This is a genomic window from Riemerella anatipestifer (assembly GCF_009932355.1).
Lineage (GTDB): Bacteria > Bacteroidota > Bacteroidia > Flavobacteriales > Weeksellaceae > Riemerella > Riemerella anatipestifer_E.
On sequence record NZ_LEKU01000014.1, the window covers coordinates 1 to 20863 of the forward strand.

General features: G+C 32.9%; 22 protein-coding genes. 14 read left to right on the plus strand and 8 right to left on the minus strand.

The genetic code is table 11. The annotated features are described in order from the left end of the window. Positions 1-195: 195 nt before the first annotated feature. From GXW81_RS05230 to GXW81_RS05240, 3 genes are all read right to left on the minus strand, one after another. On the minus strand, positions 196-1272 hold the full coding sequence (locus tag GXW81_RS05230; RefSeq protein ID WP_161531483.1) for a tyrosine-type recombinase/integrase: 1077 nt from the start codon (positions 1270-1272) through the stop codon (positions 196-198). Between the two features lie 40 nt (positions 1273-1312). Further along, positions 1313-1660 (minus strand): hypothetical protein, encoded by a 348-nt coding sequence (locus tag GXW81_RS05235; protein WP_161531484.1) that lies wholly within the window; start codon positions 1658-1660, stop codon positions 1313-1315. 73 nt (positions 1661-1733) lie between these two features. Further along, a complete protein-coding gene (locus GXW81_RS05240; RefSeq protein ID WP_014938619.1) occupies positions 1734-1937 on the minus strand; it encodes a putative signal transducing protein in 204 nt (67 codons plus the stop codon). 75 nt (positions 1938-2012) lie between these two features. On the opposite strand from GXW81_RS05240, the gene GXW81_RS05245 reads away from it, so the two are divergent. The 10 genes from GXW81_RS05245 (at position 2013) to GXW81_RS05290 (ending at position 11182) form a co-directional block, all read left to right on the plus strand. Then, the gene (locus GXW81_RS05245; RefSeq protein WP_161531485.1) at positions 2013-3194 is read left to right on the plus strand and encodes an acyl-CoA dehydrogenase family protein; all 1182 of its coding nucleotides are present in this window, start codon (positions 2013-2015) and stop codon (positions 3192-3194) included. A 29-nt stretch (positions 3195-3223) separates the two neighbouring features. Continuing rightward, positions 3224-3499 carry a hypothetical protein gene (locus GXW81_RS05250; protein ID WP_161531486.1) on the plus strand — a complete coding sequence of 92 codons (276 nt, stop codon included), beginning with the start codon at positions 3224-3226 and terminating at the stop codon, positions 3497-3499. A gap of 15 nt (positions 3500-3514) precedes the next feature. After that, a complete protein-coding gene (locus GXW81_RS05255; RefSeq protein WP_161531487.1) occupies positions 3515-4222 on the plus strand; it encodes a CoA transferase subunit A in 708 nt (235 codons plus the stop codon). Positions 4223-4230: 8 nt separating this feature from the next. Continuing rightward, the gene (locus GXW81_RS05260; RefSeq protein ID WP_161531488.1) at positions 4231-4893 is read left to right on the plus strand and encodes a 3-oxoacid CoA-transferase subunit B; all 663 of its coding nucleotides are present in this window, start codon (positions 4231-4233) and stop codon (positions 4891-4893) included. A gap of 14 nt (positions 4894-4907) precedes the next feature. Further along, positions 4908-7463 carry a phosphoenolpyruvate carboxylase gene (locus GXW81_RS05265; protein ID WP_161531489.1) on the plus strand — a complete coding sequence of 852 codons (2556 nt, stop codon included), beginning with the start codon at positions 4908-4910 and terminating at the stop codon, positions 7461-7463. A 441-nt stretch (positions 7464-7904) separates the two neighbouring features. Continuing rightward, positions 7905-8258, plus strand: coding sequence for a hypothetical protein (locus tag GXW81_RS05270; RefSeq protein WP_161531490.1), 354 nt, complete (start codon positions 7905-7907; stop codon positions 8256-8258). Between the two features lie 296 nt (positions 8259-8554). After that, positions 8555-9154 carry a WG repeat-containing protein gene (locus tag GXW81_RS05275; RefSeq protein ID WP_161531491.1) on the plus strand — a complete coding sequence of 200 codons (600 nt, stop codon included), beginning with the start codon at positions 8555-8557 and terminating at the stop codon, positions 9152-9154. Positions 9155-9287: 133 nt separating this feature from the next. Beyond that, a complete protein-coding gene (locus GXW81_RS05280; RefSeq protein WP_161531492.1) occupies positions 9288-9740 on the plus strand; it encodes a hypothetical protein in 453 nt (150 codons plus the stop codon). A gap of 143 nt (positions 9741-9883) precedes the next feature. Then, the gene (locus GXW81_RS05285) at positions 9884-10537 is read left to right on the plus strand and encodes a DUF4279 domain-containing protein (RefSeq protein WP_161531493.1); all 654 of its coding nucleotides are present in this window, start codon (positions 9884-9886) and stop codon (positions 10535-10537) included. 51 nt (positions 10538-10588) lie between these two features. Then, positions 10589-11182 (plus strand): hypothetical protein, encoded by a 594-nt coding sequence (locus GXW81_RS05290; protein ID WP_260393554.1) that lies wholly within the window; start codon positions 10589-10591, stop codon positions 11180-11182. A gap of 179 nt (positions 11183-11361) precedes the next feature. Here GXW81_RS05290 and GXW81_RS05295 read toward each other — a convergent pair whose 3' ends face one another. From GXW81_RS05295 to holA, 5 genes are all read right to left on the minus strand, one after another. Next, positions 11362-11850: a hypothetical protein gene (locus GXW81_RS05295; RefSeq protein WP_161531494.1), complete on the minus strand. Its 489-nt coding sequence runs from the start codon at positions 11848-11850 to the stop codon at positions 11362-11364. Positions 11851-11922: 72 nt separating this feature from the next. Continuing rightward, positions 11923-12537 carry a deoxynucleoside kinase gene (locus GXW81_RS05300; protein WP_004919090.1) on the minus strand — a complete coding sequence of 205 codons (615 nt, stop codon included), beginning with the start codon at positions 12535-12537 and terminating at the stop codon, positions 11923-11925. A gap of 30 nt (positions 12538-12567) precedes the next feature. Then, a complete protein-coding gene (locus GXW81_RS05305) occupies positions 12568-13329 on the minus strand; it encodes a hypothetical protein (protein ID WP_161531495.1) in 762 nt (253 codons plus the stop codon). 9 nt (positions 13330-13338) lie between these two features. Next, positions 13339-14361, minus strand: a complete 1023-nt coding sequence (locus GXW81_RS05310; RefSeq protein ID WP_161531496.1) for a glutaminyl-peptide cyclotransferase — start codon at positions 14359-14361, stop codon at positions 13339-13341. Positions 14362-14390: 29 nt separating this feature from the next. Then, on the minus strand, positions 14391-15428 hold the full coding sequence (gene holA, locus GXW81_RS05315) for a DNA polymerase III subunit delta (RefSeq protein WP_161531497.1): 1038 nt from the start codon (positions 15426-15428) through the stop codon (positions 14391-14393). A 4-nt stretch (positions 15429-15432) separates the two neighbouring features. Here holA and GXW81_RS05320 point away from each other — a divergent pair, with 4 nt between their 5' ends. The 4 genes from GXW81_RS05320 to GXW81_RS05335 all read left to right on the plus strand — a co-directional run bounded on the left by GXW81_RS05320 (position 15433) and on the right by GXW81_RS05335 (position 20694). Then, positions 15433-15870 carry a type I restriction enzyme HsdR N-terminal domain-containing protein gene (locus GXW81_RS05320; RefSeq protein WP_161531498.1) on the plus strand — a complete coding sequence of 146 codons (438 nt, stop codon included), beginning with the start codon at positions 15433-15435 and terminating at the stop codon, positions 15868-15870. Between the two features lie 69 nt (positions 15871-15939). Beyond that, positions 15940-18435, plus strand: coding sequence for a DNA translocase FtsK (locus GXW81_RS05325; protein WP_161531499.1), 2496 nt, complete (start codon positions 15940-15942; stop codon positions 18433-18435). Between the two features lie 11 nt (positions 18436-18446). Beyond that, positions 18447-19094 carry an outer membrane lipoprotein carrier protein LolA gene (locus GXW81_RS05330; RefSeq protein WP_161531500.1) on the plus strand — a complete coding sequence of 216 codons (648 nt, stop codon included), beginning with the start codon at positions 18447-18449 and terminating at the stop codon, positions 19092-19094. 145 nt (positions 19095-19239) lie between these two features. After that, positions 19240-20694, plus strand: a complete 1455-nt coding sequence (locus GXW81_RS05335) for an LptF/LptG family permease (RefSeq protein ID WP_161531501.1) — start codon at positions 19240-19242, stop codon at positions 20692-20694. Positions 20695-20863 lie beyond the last annotated feature (169 nt).

Below are 20863 nucleotides of genomic sequence, written 5' to 3' on the forward strand. Positions count from 1 at the left end.
GCTTTTGAATGGACTTCAAAAAATCGGTAAGTTCTTCACCGCTTTGGAATTGTTTAAAAAAATCGTCGTTTAAAAAATCTGCTTTGTTCATCGTGTATAAAAATTTAAAGTTAATAAAAAAACTATCGAGGGTTGCAACCCTCGATAGTTTAAACTTTACACACTTTGTGAGATACTACTAAGAAACAATAATCATTACTTTAAACTATCCAATGGGCTTTTTATTGTCCGCTGATGTTCAGAAGTAACCTGCGTATAGATTTGAGTAGTCTTGATATTATTATGTCCCAAAAACTCTTGTATATATCTTATATCTGTCCCCATTTCCAAAAGATGAGTAGCATAGCTATGCCTTAAACCGTGTATGCCTACTGTCTTATTTATACCTGCCTTTCTCATCGCAGTCTTAAAAACCGACTGAACCGACCTTACCGAATACATACCGCCATATTGTCCTTCAAATAGATACTTTTTAGGTTTATATTCTCGATAGTAGGCTCTAAGTTCAGGCAAAACACTTTCAGGTAAAGGCACCATACGGTCTTTTTTACCTTTAGCATTCTCAATCCGCACACGCATAGTTTCGCTACATATATCCTCTAGTTTTAAATTAACAATCTCACTCACTCTCAACCCCATACCATAACAAAGCTGTAACATACATCTATGTTTGAGGTTGGTGGTTACTTCAAATATTTTTAAAATTTGTTTTTTATTTAAACTCTTTGGTAGTTGTTTTTTTGTTTTAGGACGAGGAATATCAAAAAACATTTTTTTGCGATGTAAGACTTGCTCAAAGTAAAATTTAATCGCATTGATACGGCTGTTTATTTCCGCCTCCGAAAGTTTTAAATTCTCAAAACAATAAAGAAAATAAGACCTTAAGCGTTCTTCGGACAATTCATCTACTGGAAAATCTTTTAGAACATAAAGCAGTTGGGCAAACTCTACGGCATAAGTTCTAAGCGTATTTCGACTGTATCCTTTTAGTTTTAAATGCTCCTGAAAACGCTCAAAAGCAGGGCGATTAACCGCTTTTATTTTTGAAAATACCATTTTGCCAACCAATGGCTCTTCTGTAATACTAAAAAGGGTTCTATAATGTCTATTGTTAGGTACATACCAACTTTTTTGACTAGCCGACCAACGGGCAGTGGTATGTTCTTTAAGAAGGTCTATAAGCTCCTTCTGATACGGAAAAGAAATCCATATCACATTTTTCTCACGGTGTTCCCCAACTTTCGTTTGATATAAAGAGCTATTCCACTGCATATCTGATTTTATTTAGTTCAAATACAATGTTTTAAAATTTTTATTTTAGACGACCTTCCCTCCAAAAATAATACTGAAATTTAGAGTTTATATTGACTTTATTCCTTTTATTTATCCAAGTATATTTTAGAAAAACTTTAGTCGTAAGAAATTCGCTTAATTGCTTAGAGTCAATTTCAGAGTATTCATCATCAATACAATTCCAACAATCTGTTTCAACATTTTTAGCCAATTGTTTATAGTATTCAATCTCTTTTTTTGTCAAATTAGGAAATCTAGATTGTAGTTTTTCTGAAATATCTCCACCCCAATTTTTACCAAACTCCAATGTCAAACTTAGAGCGTAATTCTCAATCTTATTTTTATTTCTATAAAACCAATCAATCATATCTAATTACTTCCAATAAAACATATCCCTCCAAAACTAATTAATTTGATTTTCAATCAACCAGCTCCTAACCTTATTCTTCTACCCTATCCAAAATTTCTCTTGCTCGGTCAGCCATACTTTCATCTACTACAAGGATATAGTTTTGGTTTACAGGCATTACAGCTACATTATTAACATACTCATTTTTGATATAGCTTTCTATACCTTCAGACGAAAGTTTAGACTTCATAATCTCTACTTCGTATAGAAATCCTGATTCAAATATTTTTACCATAACCAAATTTATTTTATTCAAATATAATAATTTTAACTATATTAGTAGCGTTTAAATCAACCTTATCACATTAGTATGAGTTATTATCCACTTAGTAGTATCCCAGACTATTATATGCTAGATAGCCTTCTTACCGAAGAGCATAAATTGGTTAGAGATTCTGTGAGACAATGGGTGCAAAGTTCTGTAATTCCTCAGATAGATAACGCCGTACAAACACACAAAGAAATCCCCAACCTAATGCAACAATTGGGCAAAATAGGAGCTCTAGGAGCCTATATCCCAAAAGAGTATGGCGGTGCTGGGCTAGACCAAATTTCCTACGGCATCATTATGCAAGAATTAGAAAGAGGAGATTCTGCAGTGCGTTCTGCGGCTTCGGTACAATCATCTTTAGTAATGTATCCCATTTTTGAATTTGGAACAGAAGAACAAAAAAGAAAATTCCTACCTTTACTCGGAGCGGGTGAAATTACAGGAGCTTTCGGACTTACCGAACCCAACCACGGCTCTAATCCGTCTGATATGGAAACTCACATTAAAGATATGGGCGATTATTTTCTGCTTAATGGAGCTAAAATGTGGATTACCAATGCTCCTACTTGCGACATCGCTATTGTTTGGGCTAAAGATGAAACCAATACCATTAGAGGGATAATCATAGAAAGAGGAATGGAAGGTTTCACTACTCCAGAAACACTCAATAAATGGAGCCTAAGAGCATCTAGAACGGGAGAATTGGTGTTCCAAAATGTAAAAATCCCTAAAGAAAATCTCCTACCGAATGTAAAAGGAATTAAAGGTCCATTGTCCTGTCTTAACTCTGCTAGATATGGGATTTCTTGGGGTGTTATAGGTGCTGCTATAGATTGCTATTGCACCGCAGTACAATACGCTAAAGAGCGTACCCAATTTGGTAAACCTATTGGTAGCTTTCAGCTTCAACAAAAGAAATTAGCCGAGTTTCTCACAGAAATTACTAAAGCTCAACTTCTTTCATGGCGTTTAGGTCTGCTTAAAAATGAAAACAAAGCTACTCCAGCACAAATTTCTATGGCTAAAAGAAATAATGTAAAAATGGCATTAGACATTGCTAGGGAAAGCAGACAAATACTAGGTGCTATGGGGATTATGGGAGACTTCCCTATGATGCGACACGCTGCCAATCTAGAATCTGTAATTACTTACGAAGGCACTCACGATATTCATCTTTTAATAACAGGTATGGATATCACGGGTATTAATGCTTTCTCATAAAAATTAACTATAAAAACGAAATTGAAACTATGAACGAAAAAGACAAACGATTCATCACTTTATGGCAAAACTTACGACAAAGTAGACTCAAATTTTCGGTAAGACAAGGCGTAGTAATCGCTTTTATGTTTATACTTATTGCTGCTCCTATCAATTATTTCATTACTCAACCTGATGATTTTAAAGCCTTTTTAGGAAAAAATGGGATTATTTGGTTGGTGGCTTCGGCTATTCTTAGCCTGTACTACTACTTTGTGGGCTTTAATAAGTATGAAAAAAGGTATAAAAGTTTAATAAACCAATAGAATTAAATCTGAACAATGATAGATAAAACTGTTAAAAATGTGCAAGAAGCCTGTGAAGGCATCAAAGACGGAATGACCATTATGCTTGGTGGATTTGGGCTATGTGGAATCCCGGAGAATAGCATTGCCGAGCTGGTAAGAAAAAATGTAAAAAACCTTACTTGTATTTCTAATAATGCAGGTGTTGATGATTTTGGGCTAGGACTTCTACTTCAAAAAAAGCAAATTAAAAAAATGATTTCGTCCTATGTGGGAGAAAATGCCGAATTTGAAAGACAACTACTGAGCGGAGAGTTAGAAGTAGAGCTTATCCCACAAGGAACTCTAGCAACTAGATGTTTGGCTGCGGGGTATGGTATGCCTGCTTTTTTCACACCTGCTGGCGTAGGGACAGAAGTTGCTGAGGGTAAGGAGGTCAGAAACTTTAATGGTAAAGATTATCTTTTAGAATATGCTTTTGATGCTGATTTTGCCATCGTTAAAGCTTGGAAAGGCGACACAGCCGGGAATTTAATCTATCGTTCCACAGCCAGAAACTTTAATCCACCAATGGCAATGGCAGGTAAAATTACTATTGCAGAGGTAGAAGAGCTTGTACCTGCAGGAACATTAGACCCTGACCAAATACATACTCCCGGAATTTATGTACACCGTATTTTCCAAGGAGAAAACTACGAGAAGAGAATAGAGCAAAGAACCGTAAGAAAATCCAATCAAGACTAAACTCAATTATGGCTTTAACAAAAGAACAAATAGCACAAAGAATTGCTAAAGAAATAAAAAACAATTCCTATGTTAACCTAGGCATAGGTATCCCTACCCTAGTTGCCAACTACATTCCAAAGGGCATAAATGTTGTATTGCAATCCGAAAATGGGTTACTCGGAATGGGACCTTTTCCAGAAGAAGGTAAAGAAGATGCGGATTTAATAAACGCAGGTAAGCAAACCATCACTACTTTACCTGGTTCAGTAGTTTTTGATTCAGCAATGAGTTTCGGTATGATTAGAGCTCAAAAAGTAGATTTAACCATACTGGGAGCGATGGAAGTTTCCGAAAATGGAGACATCGCTAACTGGAAAATACCAGGTAAAATGGTAAAAGGTATGGGAGGTGCAATGGATTTAGTTGCTTCCGCAAAGAATATTATTGTAGCAATGCAGCAAGTGAATAAACATGGTGAATCTAAGCTTCTCCAAAACTGTAGCTTACCTCTTACAGGAGTTAAATGTATCAAAAAAATAGTTACAGAGCTTGGCGTTTACGAAATAGTGCCCGAAGGAGGCTTTAAATTATTAGAAAAAGCTCCCAATGTAAGCCTAGACGATATTAAAAAGGCAACAGCTGGGAAACTCATTATAGAAGGAGAAATCCCAGAAATAGTTTTAGACTAAAACAAATATATATTATGGAGGATAGAAAAACAAAACTAGAGCGTTTTGAAGAAAGTGTGTTATCTAAATATCAGATTTACAACAGTATTTTTATGACATTACCTTTCAGTGGTGTGTCTAATGTGGGGAGATTTTTGCCTCTGTTTGGCGAAGAATGTAAAAAAGGCTATCAAGATAATAAAACACCTACCGAAATCGTAGAAGAGTTTTTCAAAAAATACGCTCCACAATCCTCCGAAAAAGAAACTAACGACCTTCTGTTTAGGTTTATACAATATATTGAAAGGCAAGTAGTTTTGTTTGATGCCATAGAAGATGCCGCTTTCTCCACAGTAAATAATATGGACGGACTGGGCAGTATTCGAAATATGAAAGAGAAAGCCGAAGCTCGTAACAAAGTGACTGAACTTAAAGCTACTCTACAAAAACTTAAAGTAAGACCTGTACTTACGGCTCACCCAACTCAATTCTATCCAGACTCTGTATTGGTTATCATTAACGATTTAACCCAAGCGATTAAAGATAATGATTTAACCACCATCAAAAAACTTCTAGCACAACTAGGGAAAACACCTTTTTATAAAAAGGAAAAACCAAGTCCGCTAGATGAAGCTATTGGACTTATTTGGTATTTAGAAAATGTGTTCTATCATTCTATGGGGAATATTTACAGCTATCTTAAAAAACATATTTTAAAAGATGAAGCTCTTAAAAACTCCGTGGTAGAGCTAGGTTTTTGGCCTGGAGGCGATAGAGATGGCAACCCTTTCGTAAAACCAGAAACCACTCTAAAAGTAGCGGAAAGACTCAAAAAAAGTATTCTTAAAAATTACTATAAAGACGTCAGAATTCTAAAAAGAAGACTCACTTTTAAAGGAGTGGAACATTTGGTGAAAAACCTAGAAGAGCAACTCTATAAAGCAGCGTTTTTAGAAGAAGAAAACACTCTAACGCTTCAAGAATTTAGGCAAACTTTAGAGGAAATAAGAGCCATTTTAATCTCAGAACATCAATCTCTATTTGTAGATGAATTAGATGCTTTACTCTATAAAATTGATATTTTTGGATTCTATTTTGCAAGCCTAGACATTAGACAAGATTCTAGAATCCACCGAAGTGTGATAGAAGATATTGCAAAATCGACCTCTGGAAAAATTATTCCTGAGAACTATTCAAGTCTTTCCTACGAAGAACAAATCCAAGCCCTATCACAGGCAAATGGCGTCTTAGACTTAACCTCATTTAACCAAGAAATTACTAAAGATACCTTAGGTTCTATCCTAATGATGATGGCTATCCAAAAAGAAAATGGAGAAAAAGGTTGCAACAGATACATCATTAGTAATAATCAAAACGCAGCTAATGTACTAGAGGTATATACCTTACTGAAGCTTTGTGGTTGGCAAAACCCTACCGTAGATATTGTACCACTTTTTGAGACTATAGATGATTTGGACAATGCCGAAGAGGTAATGACAACGCTTTACCAAAATAAAGATTACAGAGAACATCTTAAATCTAGAGGCTATCAACAAACCATTATGCTCGGTTTTTCTGACGGAACTAAAGACGGTGGCTATCTAAAAGCCAATTGGAGCATCTATACCGCTAAAGAAAGACTTACCAAAATCTCTAGAGAACACGGTATAGAAGTTCTGTTTTTTGATGGGCGTGGTGGACCTCCAGCTAGAGGTGGTGGCAAATCTCACCAGTTCTATGCTTCTTTTGGTAAAGATATAGAATCTGATGCTATACAGATTACAATACAAGGACAAACCATTAGCTCTAACTTTGGGACTTTAGACTCTTCTCAGTACAACTTAGAACAGCTTATTAGTGCTGGTGTTAATAATAAAATTTTCACTAGCGAACAAGCTAATATTTCGTCCGAAGAGAAAGAAATTTTACAAGATTTAGCAGACATTAGCTATCAAAAATATACGGAGTTTAAAAATCATCCTAAGTTTATTCCGTACCTCGAAAAGATGAGTACGCTAAAGTATTATGCTAAAGCCAATATAGGCAGCAGACCTTCTAAGAGAGGTAATTCGGATACGCTCAACTTTAGCGATTTAAGAGCCATTCCGTTTGTGGGTAGTTGGAGCCAACTAAAACAAAATGTACCTGGTTTTTATGGTGTGGGCACAGCTTTAGCTCATTATGATGCTAATGGAAACTTTGAAAAACTAAAGGCACTATACAAAAAATCTCTATTTTTCAGAACTTTACTAGAAAATAGTATGATGAGTCTTACCAAATCTTTCTTTAAACTCACAGAGTATATGAAAGACGATGTGGAATTTGGTGCTTTTTGGCAAGAAATTTATCAAGAATATCAACTTTCTAAAGAAATGCTCCTAAAACTTACCGAGTTTAAAAGCCTCATGGAAGACCACCCAGCTGGTAAAGCCTCTATACAAATAAGAGAAGAAATGGTTCTGCCTCTACTCACCATACAACAATATGCTCTAAAAAAAGTACAAGACAGAAGTCCCCTTTCCGAGGTTTATGAAAATATGGTGGTAAGATCTCTATTTGGAAACATTAATGCGAGTAGAAATTCTGCGTAGATATAGTTGTTACCTGTGATGTTAAAACTAAATTACATAAAAATATGAATAGCGTAAGGATAGGAAATCTAAAGATTACTAAAAAAGGAATAATAATTATTTGCTTATTTTCATTTCTATATGGAACTTTATTGGGTATTATAATATTTTGGAATTATAAGAAGTATCATGTATCATTAAACATCATAATGATTGTCTTTTCTTCAATTCTGTGGAAACAATTTAAAAAACAAATTAAAAATGAAATAATAACTTTATAAGACAGCTATTTAGATTAATTTAGTTTCATTGAAAAAGCATCTGCTTCTGTTGGACTGAATTGAACTTAAGGTTCATTTCAGTTCCGCCCTTCGCAAATACTTGACCGTTTCTGTGCAATTTTCTGAAAAATATAGTACCAGAAAGACAAATCTAGTTTATATAAATTAAAAAATATAATTTATGAGAACAAAAATATTTCTCTTGATTTTTGGATTTTCATTTTTTTTAAATTCATGTAATTATCGAACAAAAAGCAATATTAGATTTGAAAAGAATACAGGAATTAAGTTTCCAGATTCTGTCAAAGTAATTCAGGATAGATTTGAAGATGCAGGTCCTGACTACGTCTTGTATTACGAGTTTATAACAAATGAAGAGGACTGTCTGAAGATTTTGCAAAGTCTTGAAACTTCTAGAGAATGGAAAAAAATTCAAGACAATCTCACATTTTCAAAAACAGTTGATGGAATTATTTATAGTATCCAAATTTTAGTTGATAAAAAGACAATTATCTATATTGAAGAACTAATATAAAAACTGCACACAACGGCTCGGCGGCTTTGCGAAGTTTCCTCTGGAAGCTCTGCTTCCGAGAGGGAATTTTGCAAAACCGCTTGATGTGCGAAGTTCGCGAAGCGACGAGCTCATCAGGCGGTGTAAGCCGCCGAGCCGATGTAGCGAAAGGAGCGAAGCGGATTTCGCTACATCATAGTATTTGCGAAAGGCGGGGTAGGTGTAGGATTGAAGTTTGGTAATATTTAGTCACTTCTGCTTTTCCGTATTACTTTTTTTCTTAGTTTAGCAACACTATCCAAAAATACCGCTATCAGATGAAGACACTGACTTTTTTTATATCCTTAATATTTTTGTTTTCCTGTAAATCACAGAAAAAATTTCAGGTTATCTACTTAGATGAAGATTATAAAACTAGTTACATTGCTGATAAAAACAGAAATGTAATTAAGAAACTTGATGATTCTTATGGATTAAACTATAGACCCGAAACAATGGGATACTTTTCAATATTTTCCATTACAGGTGAGGATGGTTGGACAGCGATTGATATAAATGAAAACAAACTGTTTAAAGTATACAATACTGAATTTGGAACCCCAAGTCCAGACGATATAATTGAAAATAGGATTAGAATAGTGAATTCTAACGGAAAGATTGGATTTGCAAATAAAAAAGGGAAAATTATTATTCCCCCGCAATTTGAAATGGTATCTTCATTCAATAAAGGAAAAGCAATAATTGCTGAGAAATGTGTTAAAAAACCTTGGGTTGAACATCCTAAAGAAAGTGATTGCCAACACTATTCAATAGAATGTCAAAGACACGGATACATTAATAAAAAGGGCGAAATTATAAAATTTGGAAATTTTACATTTGAAGAAATTCAAAATCAAATTAATTGGAAAGGGCAATAAAAAGCACTGCCTACAACATAGTAATTTGCAAGAGGCAGAGTTCAGGGAATGACAGAAAAATCGGTAACATTTCATCGCAAATACTCAGCCGTTATCTACAATATCACCAAACCATAATGCTAAATAATTCAAAGTGAAAATTCAAAGAAAAATTATTGAATATAAGTATCAAATTTTAGTATTTATTAGTTTCATTATATCTCTATTCTTCAATGCAATTATTGTAAAGGATTATGATGAGATTAAGAACTTCATGGGTATAGATTTGTTCTTTTTTGGATTATTATCTTTTTTGGGAGGCGGAATATTAGAATTTTTGATTTGGACAGCAAATCCCATTGCCTTTTGTTCATTGCTTTTTTCAAAAAAAAATCCGAAAATTGGAATCATACTGAGTATAATTTCTTTCGTAATTGCAATTAGCTTTACAAAATGGAATGAAATTCTTGTATCTGAAAGTGGTCAAAATGGAAAAATTATCTCATTAGATGTCGCATTTTGGATTTGGATTACAACAATATTTTTATTAATTATATTAAATATTTATAACCTAATTCTGAAATTAAAAATCGAAAAAAAGAAATAAAGATACTGTAGACAACAGGGTATTTCTACGAGCGTGTTGAAGACAAGGTTGAAACGGTTGTAATATTTTGCCACAAAAACTTTTCGCTTCCACAATTTTGTTTAATTTAGTAGCATTGAAAAAGCATTTGCTGTAATAATAGTATGACCGACCAACACGCAATAGAAATTATAGAAAAAGAATTCAAGAATAAAACACTTGCGGTAACGGAGCAGTATCTTGAAATTCATAGTCCAATTTATGTTGATAATAATCTTAGGATTGACCGTATTGACCGTGATAGAAAAGATGGACTAATTATCGCTTACTTACCTGTGCTTGGCGAGAGATTTTATTTTTCGGTATATATTGACACAAATATAAATGAGGTTATAAATGTTGGTACAGAATCGTTCTATTATGTTTGTTTTAGAGTAACATCAGAGACATTATCAGCTGACGACTTAAAAGCAATTACACAGTTAACACCAACCGAATTTTGGAACAACGGGGACTTAAAAGAAAGAGGAAAGTTAAGATATACATTTAGTAATCTTACTTTTTTACCTAATCCAGAACCCGATGAATTTGAAGATAAGCTAAAAAAATTGCTTGACTTTTTAGAACAAGATAAGAATGGAATCAAAGAACTTGTTAAAAAAGCTGATTGTTATATACAGGTTGAGATGGATATTCATAACGGAAACGGAATGCTTGGTGAGTATAATATTGATACAGAAGATATAAGAAGAATGAATGAGCTAGGACTTTCAATAAATTTTGGTCTTTATGTGAGTGGAAGCAACTTCAAAGATTAAAACGACTACAGCTGACATAATATTTGTAAAAAACAGAAAAAAGATGTTAAATTGAAAAGTAAAACTCATTTATTCACTTTACGGAATAATGTTAAATGGTCAAAAATTAAATTATTTTTATCAATTGTTTTTGTAATTTATTCTACATCTAAGTTTCAATCACAAACTATTGTGAATGACAATAAAGAAGTTAATATAATCTTTCCTTTTGAATATGTAAAGTATTCTCTTGGAACTTATTATCTTTTTACAATTAAAAACAATTCAAATTTTAATTATTTTATTGATACATCTGTGAATTCATTTTGGGGCAGAGCATTGATTTTAAAAAATGAAAAATACCTTCCTCAAAAATCATATTATTCAAGTAGTTATCCTGCTGAAAGAGAATATAGTGAATGTGAAAAAGATTTTCAAATAATTATGAAAGGAGAAACTAAAAATGTTCTATTGCCAATATTTCAATATAACGGAACCTATGATTTTGATAGCAATAATAATTACAGGATTGTAATAAGTAATCAAAAATTTTCAAGAGCTATTTCTTCAGAAATGGGATGTAAAAAATATATTGAACAAATGGAAAACAAAAGCTATAAACTTTTGGAAGGAAATATAAACTTGAGTCTTAAAATTATTGAGTGAAAAAATGTCTCATAACAACTTTGTTTTATTAAAAAACATTTGCTTGACTCTTCAAACAACAATTTTAATCACTCAAAGAATTACATAGAGTCGTACTATGAAGTATCAATGTTGTTAGTTAAGATTAGATATTTATTTCTCACTCTCAGTAAAGTAACGCATTTTAACAGTCTAACTTATTATCCATAACAACCAAAATTAACACTTACCATTCGTCCATTTTTTGACTCACCAATAGTAACAGTTGTTTTATCTTTCAGCAAAGACTCTTTGTATTTAAGTATATCTAATGGTACTAACTTCTCACAGTCATTTGAGATAACCAAAGTATGAGCATCAATGATATAAGTTCTTATTTTAGAGCTTTTATTAACAATAAACTTTTCATCTATATTTCTATACTTTACTTCTACAAAATCAAGGTCAATATAGATAATTCCATTTTTCTCATATATATTTTTTGCATAAGCATTTATATCTTCAAAGTCTTCTCCTAAAGAAATTTTTTCAGGCTCAATATATTCATTAGACTTAGGTGAAGAGCTATGGTAAACCTTTAAAGATTTTCGTTCCTTAGTCTCAACTTTACTATCACAAGACTGTAATATAAAAATCGTTAATATTAAAAGCTTAACTAAATTTTTGAATTTAATATTAAAATAGTACATAATAATAGTTTACAAGAGTATAACTTTCTATCAAAAAAAGCACCAAAGAGATTCCCTTTAGTGCTTTTTAATTTAGAATAAACCATTGAGCTGACCATCTATCCTTTCTAATATAGAACCAAAATCTTCTGGTCTTTCTACGAAGTCTAAATCATCAACCTCTATGATTAAAAGTTTACCTTCTTTATAATTTTGTATCCAACTTTCATATTTATTATTAAGTTTAGAAAGATAGTCTATACTTATTTCTGCTTCATAATCTCTCCCTCTTTTGGCAATTTGTCCTACCAATTTGGGTACAGAGGCTCTTAAATAAATCAGTAAATCTGGTGCAGAAACAAAAGTTTTCATCAACTCAAAAAGCGATGTGTAGTTTTTATAATCTCTATCACTTAAGAGTTGCATTTCGTTTAGATTTTCAGCAAAGATATGAGCGTCTTCGTAGATGGTTCTATCTTGAATAATGTTTTTACCACTCTCTCTAATCTCTTTAACCTGACGAAATCTACTTCCTAGAAAATATATTTGTAAGGCAAAAGACCATTTAGACATATCGTGATAGAAGTCGTCTAAATAAGGGTTATCATCTACATCTTCAAACTGAGCCTCCCAGCCGTAATGTTTTGCTAACATCTTGGTAAGTGTAGTTTTACCTGCACCTATATTTCCTGTTACTGCTATATGCATGGATTTGTTTTTTGAAAAAAAATTATTGATTTAAAAAAGTTCGTAAAGATAAAGTTTGTCCCCTATCAAAGCCAAATATCCATTGCTATTTTTTTCCACAATTTGAGCTTTAGGTTCAGAAAAAACAGTTTTTAATTTATCTTCTTTCAACTCAATTACAGAAGTATTGGTAATCACAAAAATAGAGTTTCCTTCTCTCCTTAACTTCCTAGCAAATGGCACTTCCATTTTTTGAACCTTTTTTGAGATTAAGGATATTTTTATTAAATAGTCATTTTGCAAATAATATAAGAAACCATTATCTACGATGAAATCTTTAATATCATTAAAATCTATATCTAAAACAAAAGAATTAAGTAATCTATTTTCTCTGAAATGATACTGTAACAAGGTCTTAGACATAGGATTAAGCAGCCACATAAATTGTAGATTTTCCATATATAAATGGCTGATATAGCTGGGACTTTGACTGGGCTTAAGACTTTGAATTTCGTTAAGATTTTGGTCTAGCATTTTTATTTCCTGCTGATTTTCTGAAAACAAAACGATATTAAGAGGATTTTGCACCGATTGAACCTTAAACGGAAATACCATCATCATTCGTCCTTGTTTTTGCCCTTGTATGTTATATTTGGTAAAGCTAAAATCGTTATTTTGGTATAGGTAGATATTTTCATAATCGTCTATAAAAATATCTTGCACAGACTTCAGTACCCTTTCATCTATAGGTACAATAACCTGTGCAGAAAGGTTTGCAAACCAAAAACTTATAACGAAGACGAGGGTTCGCACTTCACTAAATTATTTAATCTTAACCTCGTAGATTTTATCCCAATTTTTCCCTGTAACTAGCATATTTTCACCTTTGAAGGCAATTCCATTTAAGACATCATCTTCTCCCGAGGTGTGTTTTTTAGCTATTTCTGAAAAATCAAATTTCCCTACAACCTCTCCTGTATTTGGATTGATTTTCAATATATACGGTTGTTGCCATACATTAGCGTAAATAAATCCTTGATGATATTCTAGCTCATTAAGTCGGTCATAAGCTTGAGTATTTCCTGCTACGGCAATCTGTTTGGTAATTTCAGACGGATTATTAGGGTTTAAGAAATAGAGATTTTTTGTTCCATCTGATAAAATAAGGTTTTTACCGTCATAGGTAAGTCCCCACCCCTCGCCTATCGCCCCAGGATAAGGGAACTCTGATAAAAGTTTTAAACTAGCCTTATCATAAATAAATCCTTTTTTGTTTTGCCAAGTGAGTTGATAGACTTTATCGCCCACAATAGTAGAACCCTCCGAAAAAATATCGTTAGACTGTGGCGTTACAGCCAAAGGCGTTATACTTCCTAAGTTATACTTTAGGATTCTGGAGCTACCGTGTTGCCCATCACTTTCGTAAATAGTATTACCCTCTAACTGAAATCCTTGCACAAAGTTTTCGGTGCTATGTGGATATTCGTTCACAATAGTGTAACTTAAATTTTGTTCTGGATTTTTAGCAAAAACATAGATAGTTGCGTCTTGAGTTAATGTTTCTCCATTTTTAGTTTTAATGATAAAAGACACCTCGTTATCGCCTAAACTAAATACTTCAGGAGTAATCTTAAGGTCTGATATTTCTTTATCTCCAAAACTAATACTTATCGTCTCAGCATTTTTAGTAACCTCTTCTGGAAGTTTGATAGCATCACCAAAATGATACCCTTTTTCTTCCATAGAAAGATTATATTCATTGAGTGTATTTAATATCTCTTTATCTTTATTACAAGAGGCTAAAAGCATTAAGCCCAAACAAGCCACAATGATATTTTTTTTCATAATTAGAATCTTTATTTTTCAGTTTTTAATTATACTTTAACTTTTGTTTTATCTACATTCAAAATTTTATAAACCATTTCTTTCAGAAGCTCAGCATCTGTCATATTTACTGCCCCTAGACCTTTACTTTTCATATCAAATTCTCTAAGAATAGATATAATTCTAGTGGCGTGTTTTAGCGGATAAAGCCTCGCCGATGTTTCGTAATCTTTAATAAAATAAGGATTAACACCCATCTCTGCAGCAATACTCTGTGGCGACATACCTTTAAGGCTATGAAAAACAATAAGATTAGAAAAATAATTATACAAACTACCCAACATCATCACAAACGGATTAGATTTTGGATTTTTACCGATGTAATAAGCTATTTTCATCGCTTGTTCTTCATTCTTTGTTCCTAATGCCTTTTGTAGTTCAAATACATTATAATCTTTACTAATCCCAATATGTTTCTCTACAAGAAGACTGTTAAGCACCTCTCCTTCCTTTAAAATCAGTTTAAGTTTATTGATTTCATTAGCTATCCTAGAAAGGTCGTTTCCTAGATATTCAGCTAAAATTGTAGGGATATTAGGTTCTGCTTTCAGCCCTGCTCTAGAAATTTCATCTTGTATAAATTGAGGTAAATTCCAATCTTTGACAGGTTCGCTAAGGAAAAGCATTTTATTCTTAGCCAAAGTTTTAGCAAACTTTTTTCTAGAATCTACTTTTTTATGCTTGTGAGCGATTACCAAAATGGTAGACGGCACAGGATTATTAACATAGGCTTCTAGAGCTTCTGTCTCTTTTTCTGTAAGTCTAATATCTTGGGCTTCTTTGAGTACGATAAGCTGTTTATCGCCCATCATTGGGAACTGCCTTGCTAACGCCAACACTTCCGAATAGGTAGTATCCTTACCATAAACTACGGTTTGATTAAACGCTTTTTCATCTTCCGTAAGGACTTCATTTTCGAAATGTTTTAGCGCTACATCTATATAATAAGGCTCTTCCCCATGAAAAAAATAAATAGGGAGAAGTTCTTTATTTTTAATATTTTTGAGGATTATTTCTAACTCTTTCATAAAAATGCAACTTCCAAAACTTGATTTTAAGGAAACTTTTGATTTCCAGTTTAAGAAAGACAAAGATACATTTTTTATTTACGATTTACCAAGAAAATCGTGGTTGGTGCTTACACCTGAAGAATGGGTGAGACAACACTGGATACATTATTTTCACAAGACTAAAGGTTATCATCTTTCCGCCCTTATCACAGAACAAAAACTAGAGCTTAACGGAACAACAAAACGCCTAGATTTACTAGTTACAGAAAAGACAAAGCCTAAAATTTTAATAGAGTGCAAAGCTCCTTCCGTTCCTCTTACCGAAGCTACTTTTGAACAAATCGCGAGATATAATAGCATTATAAAATCCCCCGAAATTATTTTAAGTAATGGTGTGCAACACATCTATGCCAAATATGAGAATGAAAATTACACATTCTACAAGAGAGAGTTATACTAATTTCTAAGTGGTCTAGCCTATTTTGTCATTGTTAATTGTTAAATTTGCAATTCTTATAATTTTTAGAGTATGAATCCAAAACAAGATATAAAAACTCCTAGTAAAACCTTATCCAAAGGGCGTATTATTATAGGCGTAAGTTTAATTTTAATTTCTGCCATCTTAGTTCTTTCTTTCATTTCTTATTTGGGAAGTTGGAAGTCTGACCAAAGCCAAGCAGGAATGCTTACGGACAAATCTGTAAAATCTTCTAATTTTATAGGGAAATTCGGAGATTGGCTAGGGAATCTATTTATCTTTGAAAGTTTTGGAATAAGTGCCTTTATTATTGCTTTCTTAATCTTTATGCTAGGAACTTTAGTTCTTAAAAAGAAGTACTTTAAACCTTTAAAAGCATTCTCTCATTCGTTATTTTTTATTTGTTGGTTACCTATTTTTATTGGAGCTATTACCAAAGGCGAAGGTGTTTTAAGTGGTGTATATGGTTTCCAAATATATGATTATCTAAGTGTATTCATCGGAGATTTTGGGCTTTGGCTTATCCTTATTACCAGTATTGCTTTGTACTTTGTTTTGGAGTTTAATCTTCGTCCGAGCGTTATTAAAGCTAAGTTTGACCGTCTTAACGATAAAGCGACTTCTACTTTGGAAAATATTAAAGTTAAAACAGGTTTTCAAGATGAAGAAGACGATGAAGACACCTCTACTGAGGATACCACAGATTTAGACTCTGATGCAGATAATTTAGTTAAAGAAGAACCAACCTATAATATTATCTCTACTCCCAAAATAGAAATTCCTACTAAAAAGGAAAATATCTCCTTTGATAATATCAATTTTGATTTAGAGCCTCAATCTACAGCCGAAATCATTGCGACACCTAACAAAACTTCGGAAACTAAAAAGGAAAATATCGTAGAAGTTTCTTTAGAATCAACCCCAAAGGAAGATATTTCAAATAATGATGACATTGATTTCAGCATAGAGAAAGTAGCTCCTGTGGAAGTTATAGAAAGTGAAGATGTCGCTAGCGAATTAGTAAAAAAACACGGACTTTATGACCATAGGCTAGAATTAGCTAAATTCCAAATGCCTAGTATTGAGCTACTAGCCGACTATGGTAATGAAGAAATCACCATCAATAAAGAAGAACTAGAAGAAAACAAAAATAAAATTGTAGGACTTCTGAAGAACTTTAATGTAGGTATCGCACAGATAAAAGCAACCATCGGTCCTACCGTTACTCTCTACGAAATAGTACCAGAAGTAGGTACAAGAGTAGCATCTATTAAAAAATTACAAGATGATATAGCTCTTAACCTTTCGGCTTTAGGGATTCGTATTATTGCACCTATGCCTGGCAAAGGGACGATAGGTATAGAAGTACCTAGAAAAAATGCGTCTATGGTATCTATGCGTTCGGTAATTGCTTCTCAAAAGTTCCAAACCACAGATATGGATTTGCCTATTGTATTTGGTAAAACCATTTCTAACGAGGTCTTTATGGCAGATTTAGCCAAAATGCCACACCTTCTAATGGCAGGAGCTACAGGACAAGGTAAATCCGTAGGAATCAATGCGATATTAGCGTCTTTGCTTTATAAAAAACACCCTAGCGAACTTAAACTAGTATTGGTAGACCCTAAAAAAGTGGAACTCTCACTCTATTCTAAAATAGAAAGACACTATTTAGCCAAACTACCTGATACAGAAGAAGCTATACTTACAGATAATTCTAAGGTTATCAATACACTTAACTCTCTGTGTATTGAGATGGACAACAGATACGATTTACTTAAAAATGCTTTCTGTAGAAACCTTAAGGAATACAATAAAAAGTTCACTGAAAGAAAACTAAATCCAGAAAACGGGCATCGTTATTTACCTTATATCGTTTTAGTAGTAGATGAGTTTGCTGACCTTATTATGACAGCAGGTAAAGAGGTAGAACACCCTATTGCTCGTCTAGCACAGCTAGCTCGTGCGGTTGGGATTCATTTGATTATTGCAACCCAAAGACCATCGGTAAATGTTATCACTGGTATGATAAAGGCAAATTTCCCTGCTAGAGTATCTTTCCGAGTAAATGCAAGTGTAGATTCTAGAACGATATTAGACGCTACTGGTGCTGACCAACTAATAGGCAAAGGAGATATGCTCTACACCAATGGTAATGATATTATCCGTGTACAATGTGCCTTTATAGATACACCTGAAGTTGAGAAAATAGCTGATTTTATAGGCGAACAAAAAGGCTACCCTGGAGCTTACGAACTACCAGAGTATAGTGGGGAAGATAATGGTGGTTCTGGTAGCGATTTTGACCCTAATGAAAAAGATGCCCTCTTCGAAGAAGCAGCAAGAATTGTAGTTTCTACACAACAAGGTTCTACTTCCATGCTACAAAGACAGCTTAAATTAGGATACAACAGAGCTGGTAGAATTGTAGACCAGTTAGAAGCAGCAGGTATTTTAGGTAGCTTTAATGGTTCTAAAGCAAGGGAAGTCCTCATTCAAGATTTAACATCATTGGAACAGTTTTTGGAATCAATGAGACGAAATTAAAAAAACAATCTATGAAATCTATACTAAAAAAAACAGGATTAGTTGCCCTATCTCTAGGAGCTATTTCTTACCTATCAGCTCAAAAAGTTGATGCAAAGGCGAAAGCTCTTCTAGATGGTGTATCGGCTAATTATAAATCAAAAAAGAATACCTACTTTAAATTTTCATACGGTTCTGGTAAGAATAAAGTTCAGAAAGCTGAGACAGGTATTTTCTATTCTAATGGCTCTCAATATAAACTAAAAATAATGGGAACCGAGCAGATATTTGACGGAAAAAAAGTTTACAATATCAGTGATGAAGACCAAGAGGTTACCATCGCTATGCTCAACAACGATACAGCAATGTTTTCCCCTATGAGCTATCTAGACGATTACAAAAAAGGCTACGATATTGAGTATCTAGGCAAAAAGAAAATCAGTACAGGTAAGGTAGCTGATTTGGTAAGAATGAAACCCACTAAACAAAGTGAAATAAAATATGTTTATCTTTTTGTAGATGCTGGTAAAAAAGAACTTTTAAAACTAGAACAGCAATCCAAAGATAATGATATTGCTGTGATTGATATTAAAGATTTTAAAAGTAATCAAAACTTAAGTGCTGATACTTTTAGTTTTAATAAATCAAAATATCAAAACTATCTTATTACTGAACTTTAAGCTTTAATATAGTTGTTAGTTTTCTAGACAATACTTTTCAGTTTTATAAAGAGTAGGTGTTAAAAATTATCATTAAAAACTATAAAAATTGCCACAGAGGTTTTATCTTTGTGGCTTTTAAATTGATTTTGTAATCATACAAGATATGCTGAAAAAACTAGACCGCTATATTATTAAAACTTTTTTTGGACCTTTTTTGTTCATATTCAGCGTATTGTTTTTTATTTTCTTAGTTAACATCATTTGGATTAAACTTTCACAGTTTACAGGCAAAGGGCTTTCCCCTTTTGAAATAAGCAAACTCTTGTTCTATATGGGTGTTAGCGTAGTTAATATGGTACTCCCTCTTACGGTACTCCTTTCTTCCATAATGACCTTTGGTGCATTTGGTGAACGCTACGAACTCGCAGCAATGAAAGCGGCAGGCATCTCATTATTTAGAATTATGCGTCCGCTCATATTTGTTGTAACACTACTCTCCATCATTTTATTTATCTTTTCTAACAATGTTATTCCAGACTTTAATAGAAAAGCCAAAAATATGCTTTACAATATTGCAGCCACTAAACCTGCACTCAACTTTACTGCAGGTCAGTTTATCGGAGTAATACCTGGAGCATCTGTAAAATTTGATAAAATTTCTGGAGAAAATGGCGAGAATTTAGAAGGTATTATCATCCATAAAGAAGTAAATGGAAACAATCCACAGCAAACTATTATTGCCCCTAAAGGGAAGTTTGTACCTGCACAAAACAGAAACTATCTAAAACTCATCTTATATAAAGGCTATGTTTATGAAGATGAAAATACTAGCTACAATTATAATGAAAGGACTAAACAACCTAACAAAAGTATAAAATTCGATAGTTTAGTAACCCATTTTGATGTAAGTGAATTTATAAACAAAGCCATAGAAGAAGAAAAAATTACCGAAAATTATCAATTCCAAACCTATCTAGACATCAATGGTTCTATAGCTCAGCTAGAAAAAGAGCAAAAGACTAGGTTTGATAATATTAGTAACGAGCTAGTAGCTCAGAATAATTTTTATGTCAATTACCTAGATAAATCAAAAAATAAAAAAGCTACACAACCTTTTAAAATTGATACTCTAAAAAAAGAGAAGAAAATAGAAATTCTTTACAATGCATATAAAAAAATAAACACTCTTAAAGAGGACAAAAAAAGCAATAAAGACCCTGAGTTATACGAAATGCTTAAACAACGTAGCAAGATGATTATGTATCAGCAGAGGATACTTTCATTCTCCATAACTTGTATTATTTTCTTTTTAATAGGTTCTAGCTTGGGTTCTATCATAAGAAAAGGAGGCATTGGCTTTCCTGTGGTTATTGCGATTGTCATATTCATTATTTTTTATGTTCTTAACTTAACCGTTGAAAATCTATCTTGGAAAGGGAAACTCGACCCTTATTTAGCAGCGTGGCTACCAAACTTAATACTAGCTCCTCTAGGTATATGGTTTACTGTAAAAGCACTTACGGATTCGCAAATTTTAGATGCTGAAAAGTATAAAGCTTTCTTTAAACCTATAATACAGAAATTCTCAAAGAATAAAGAACATCAGAGGTATCAATAGATAGTAAGATATGTTTATTTACATCTAAAATATACTTTTAAGAATATCATTTTACATATTTAAAATTAATTTTGGCAAGAAAATTGATTGCGACAAATTACTTTTTGCAAAAAGCCTCAAAACTAATAATCATTTGTAGATTTATTTAGTATTAATTTTAAATTTTATG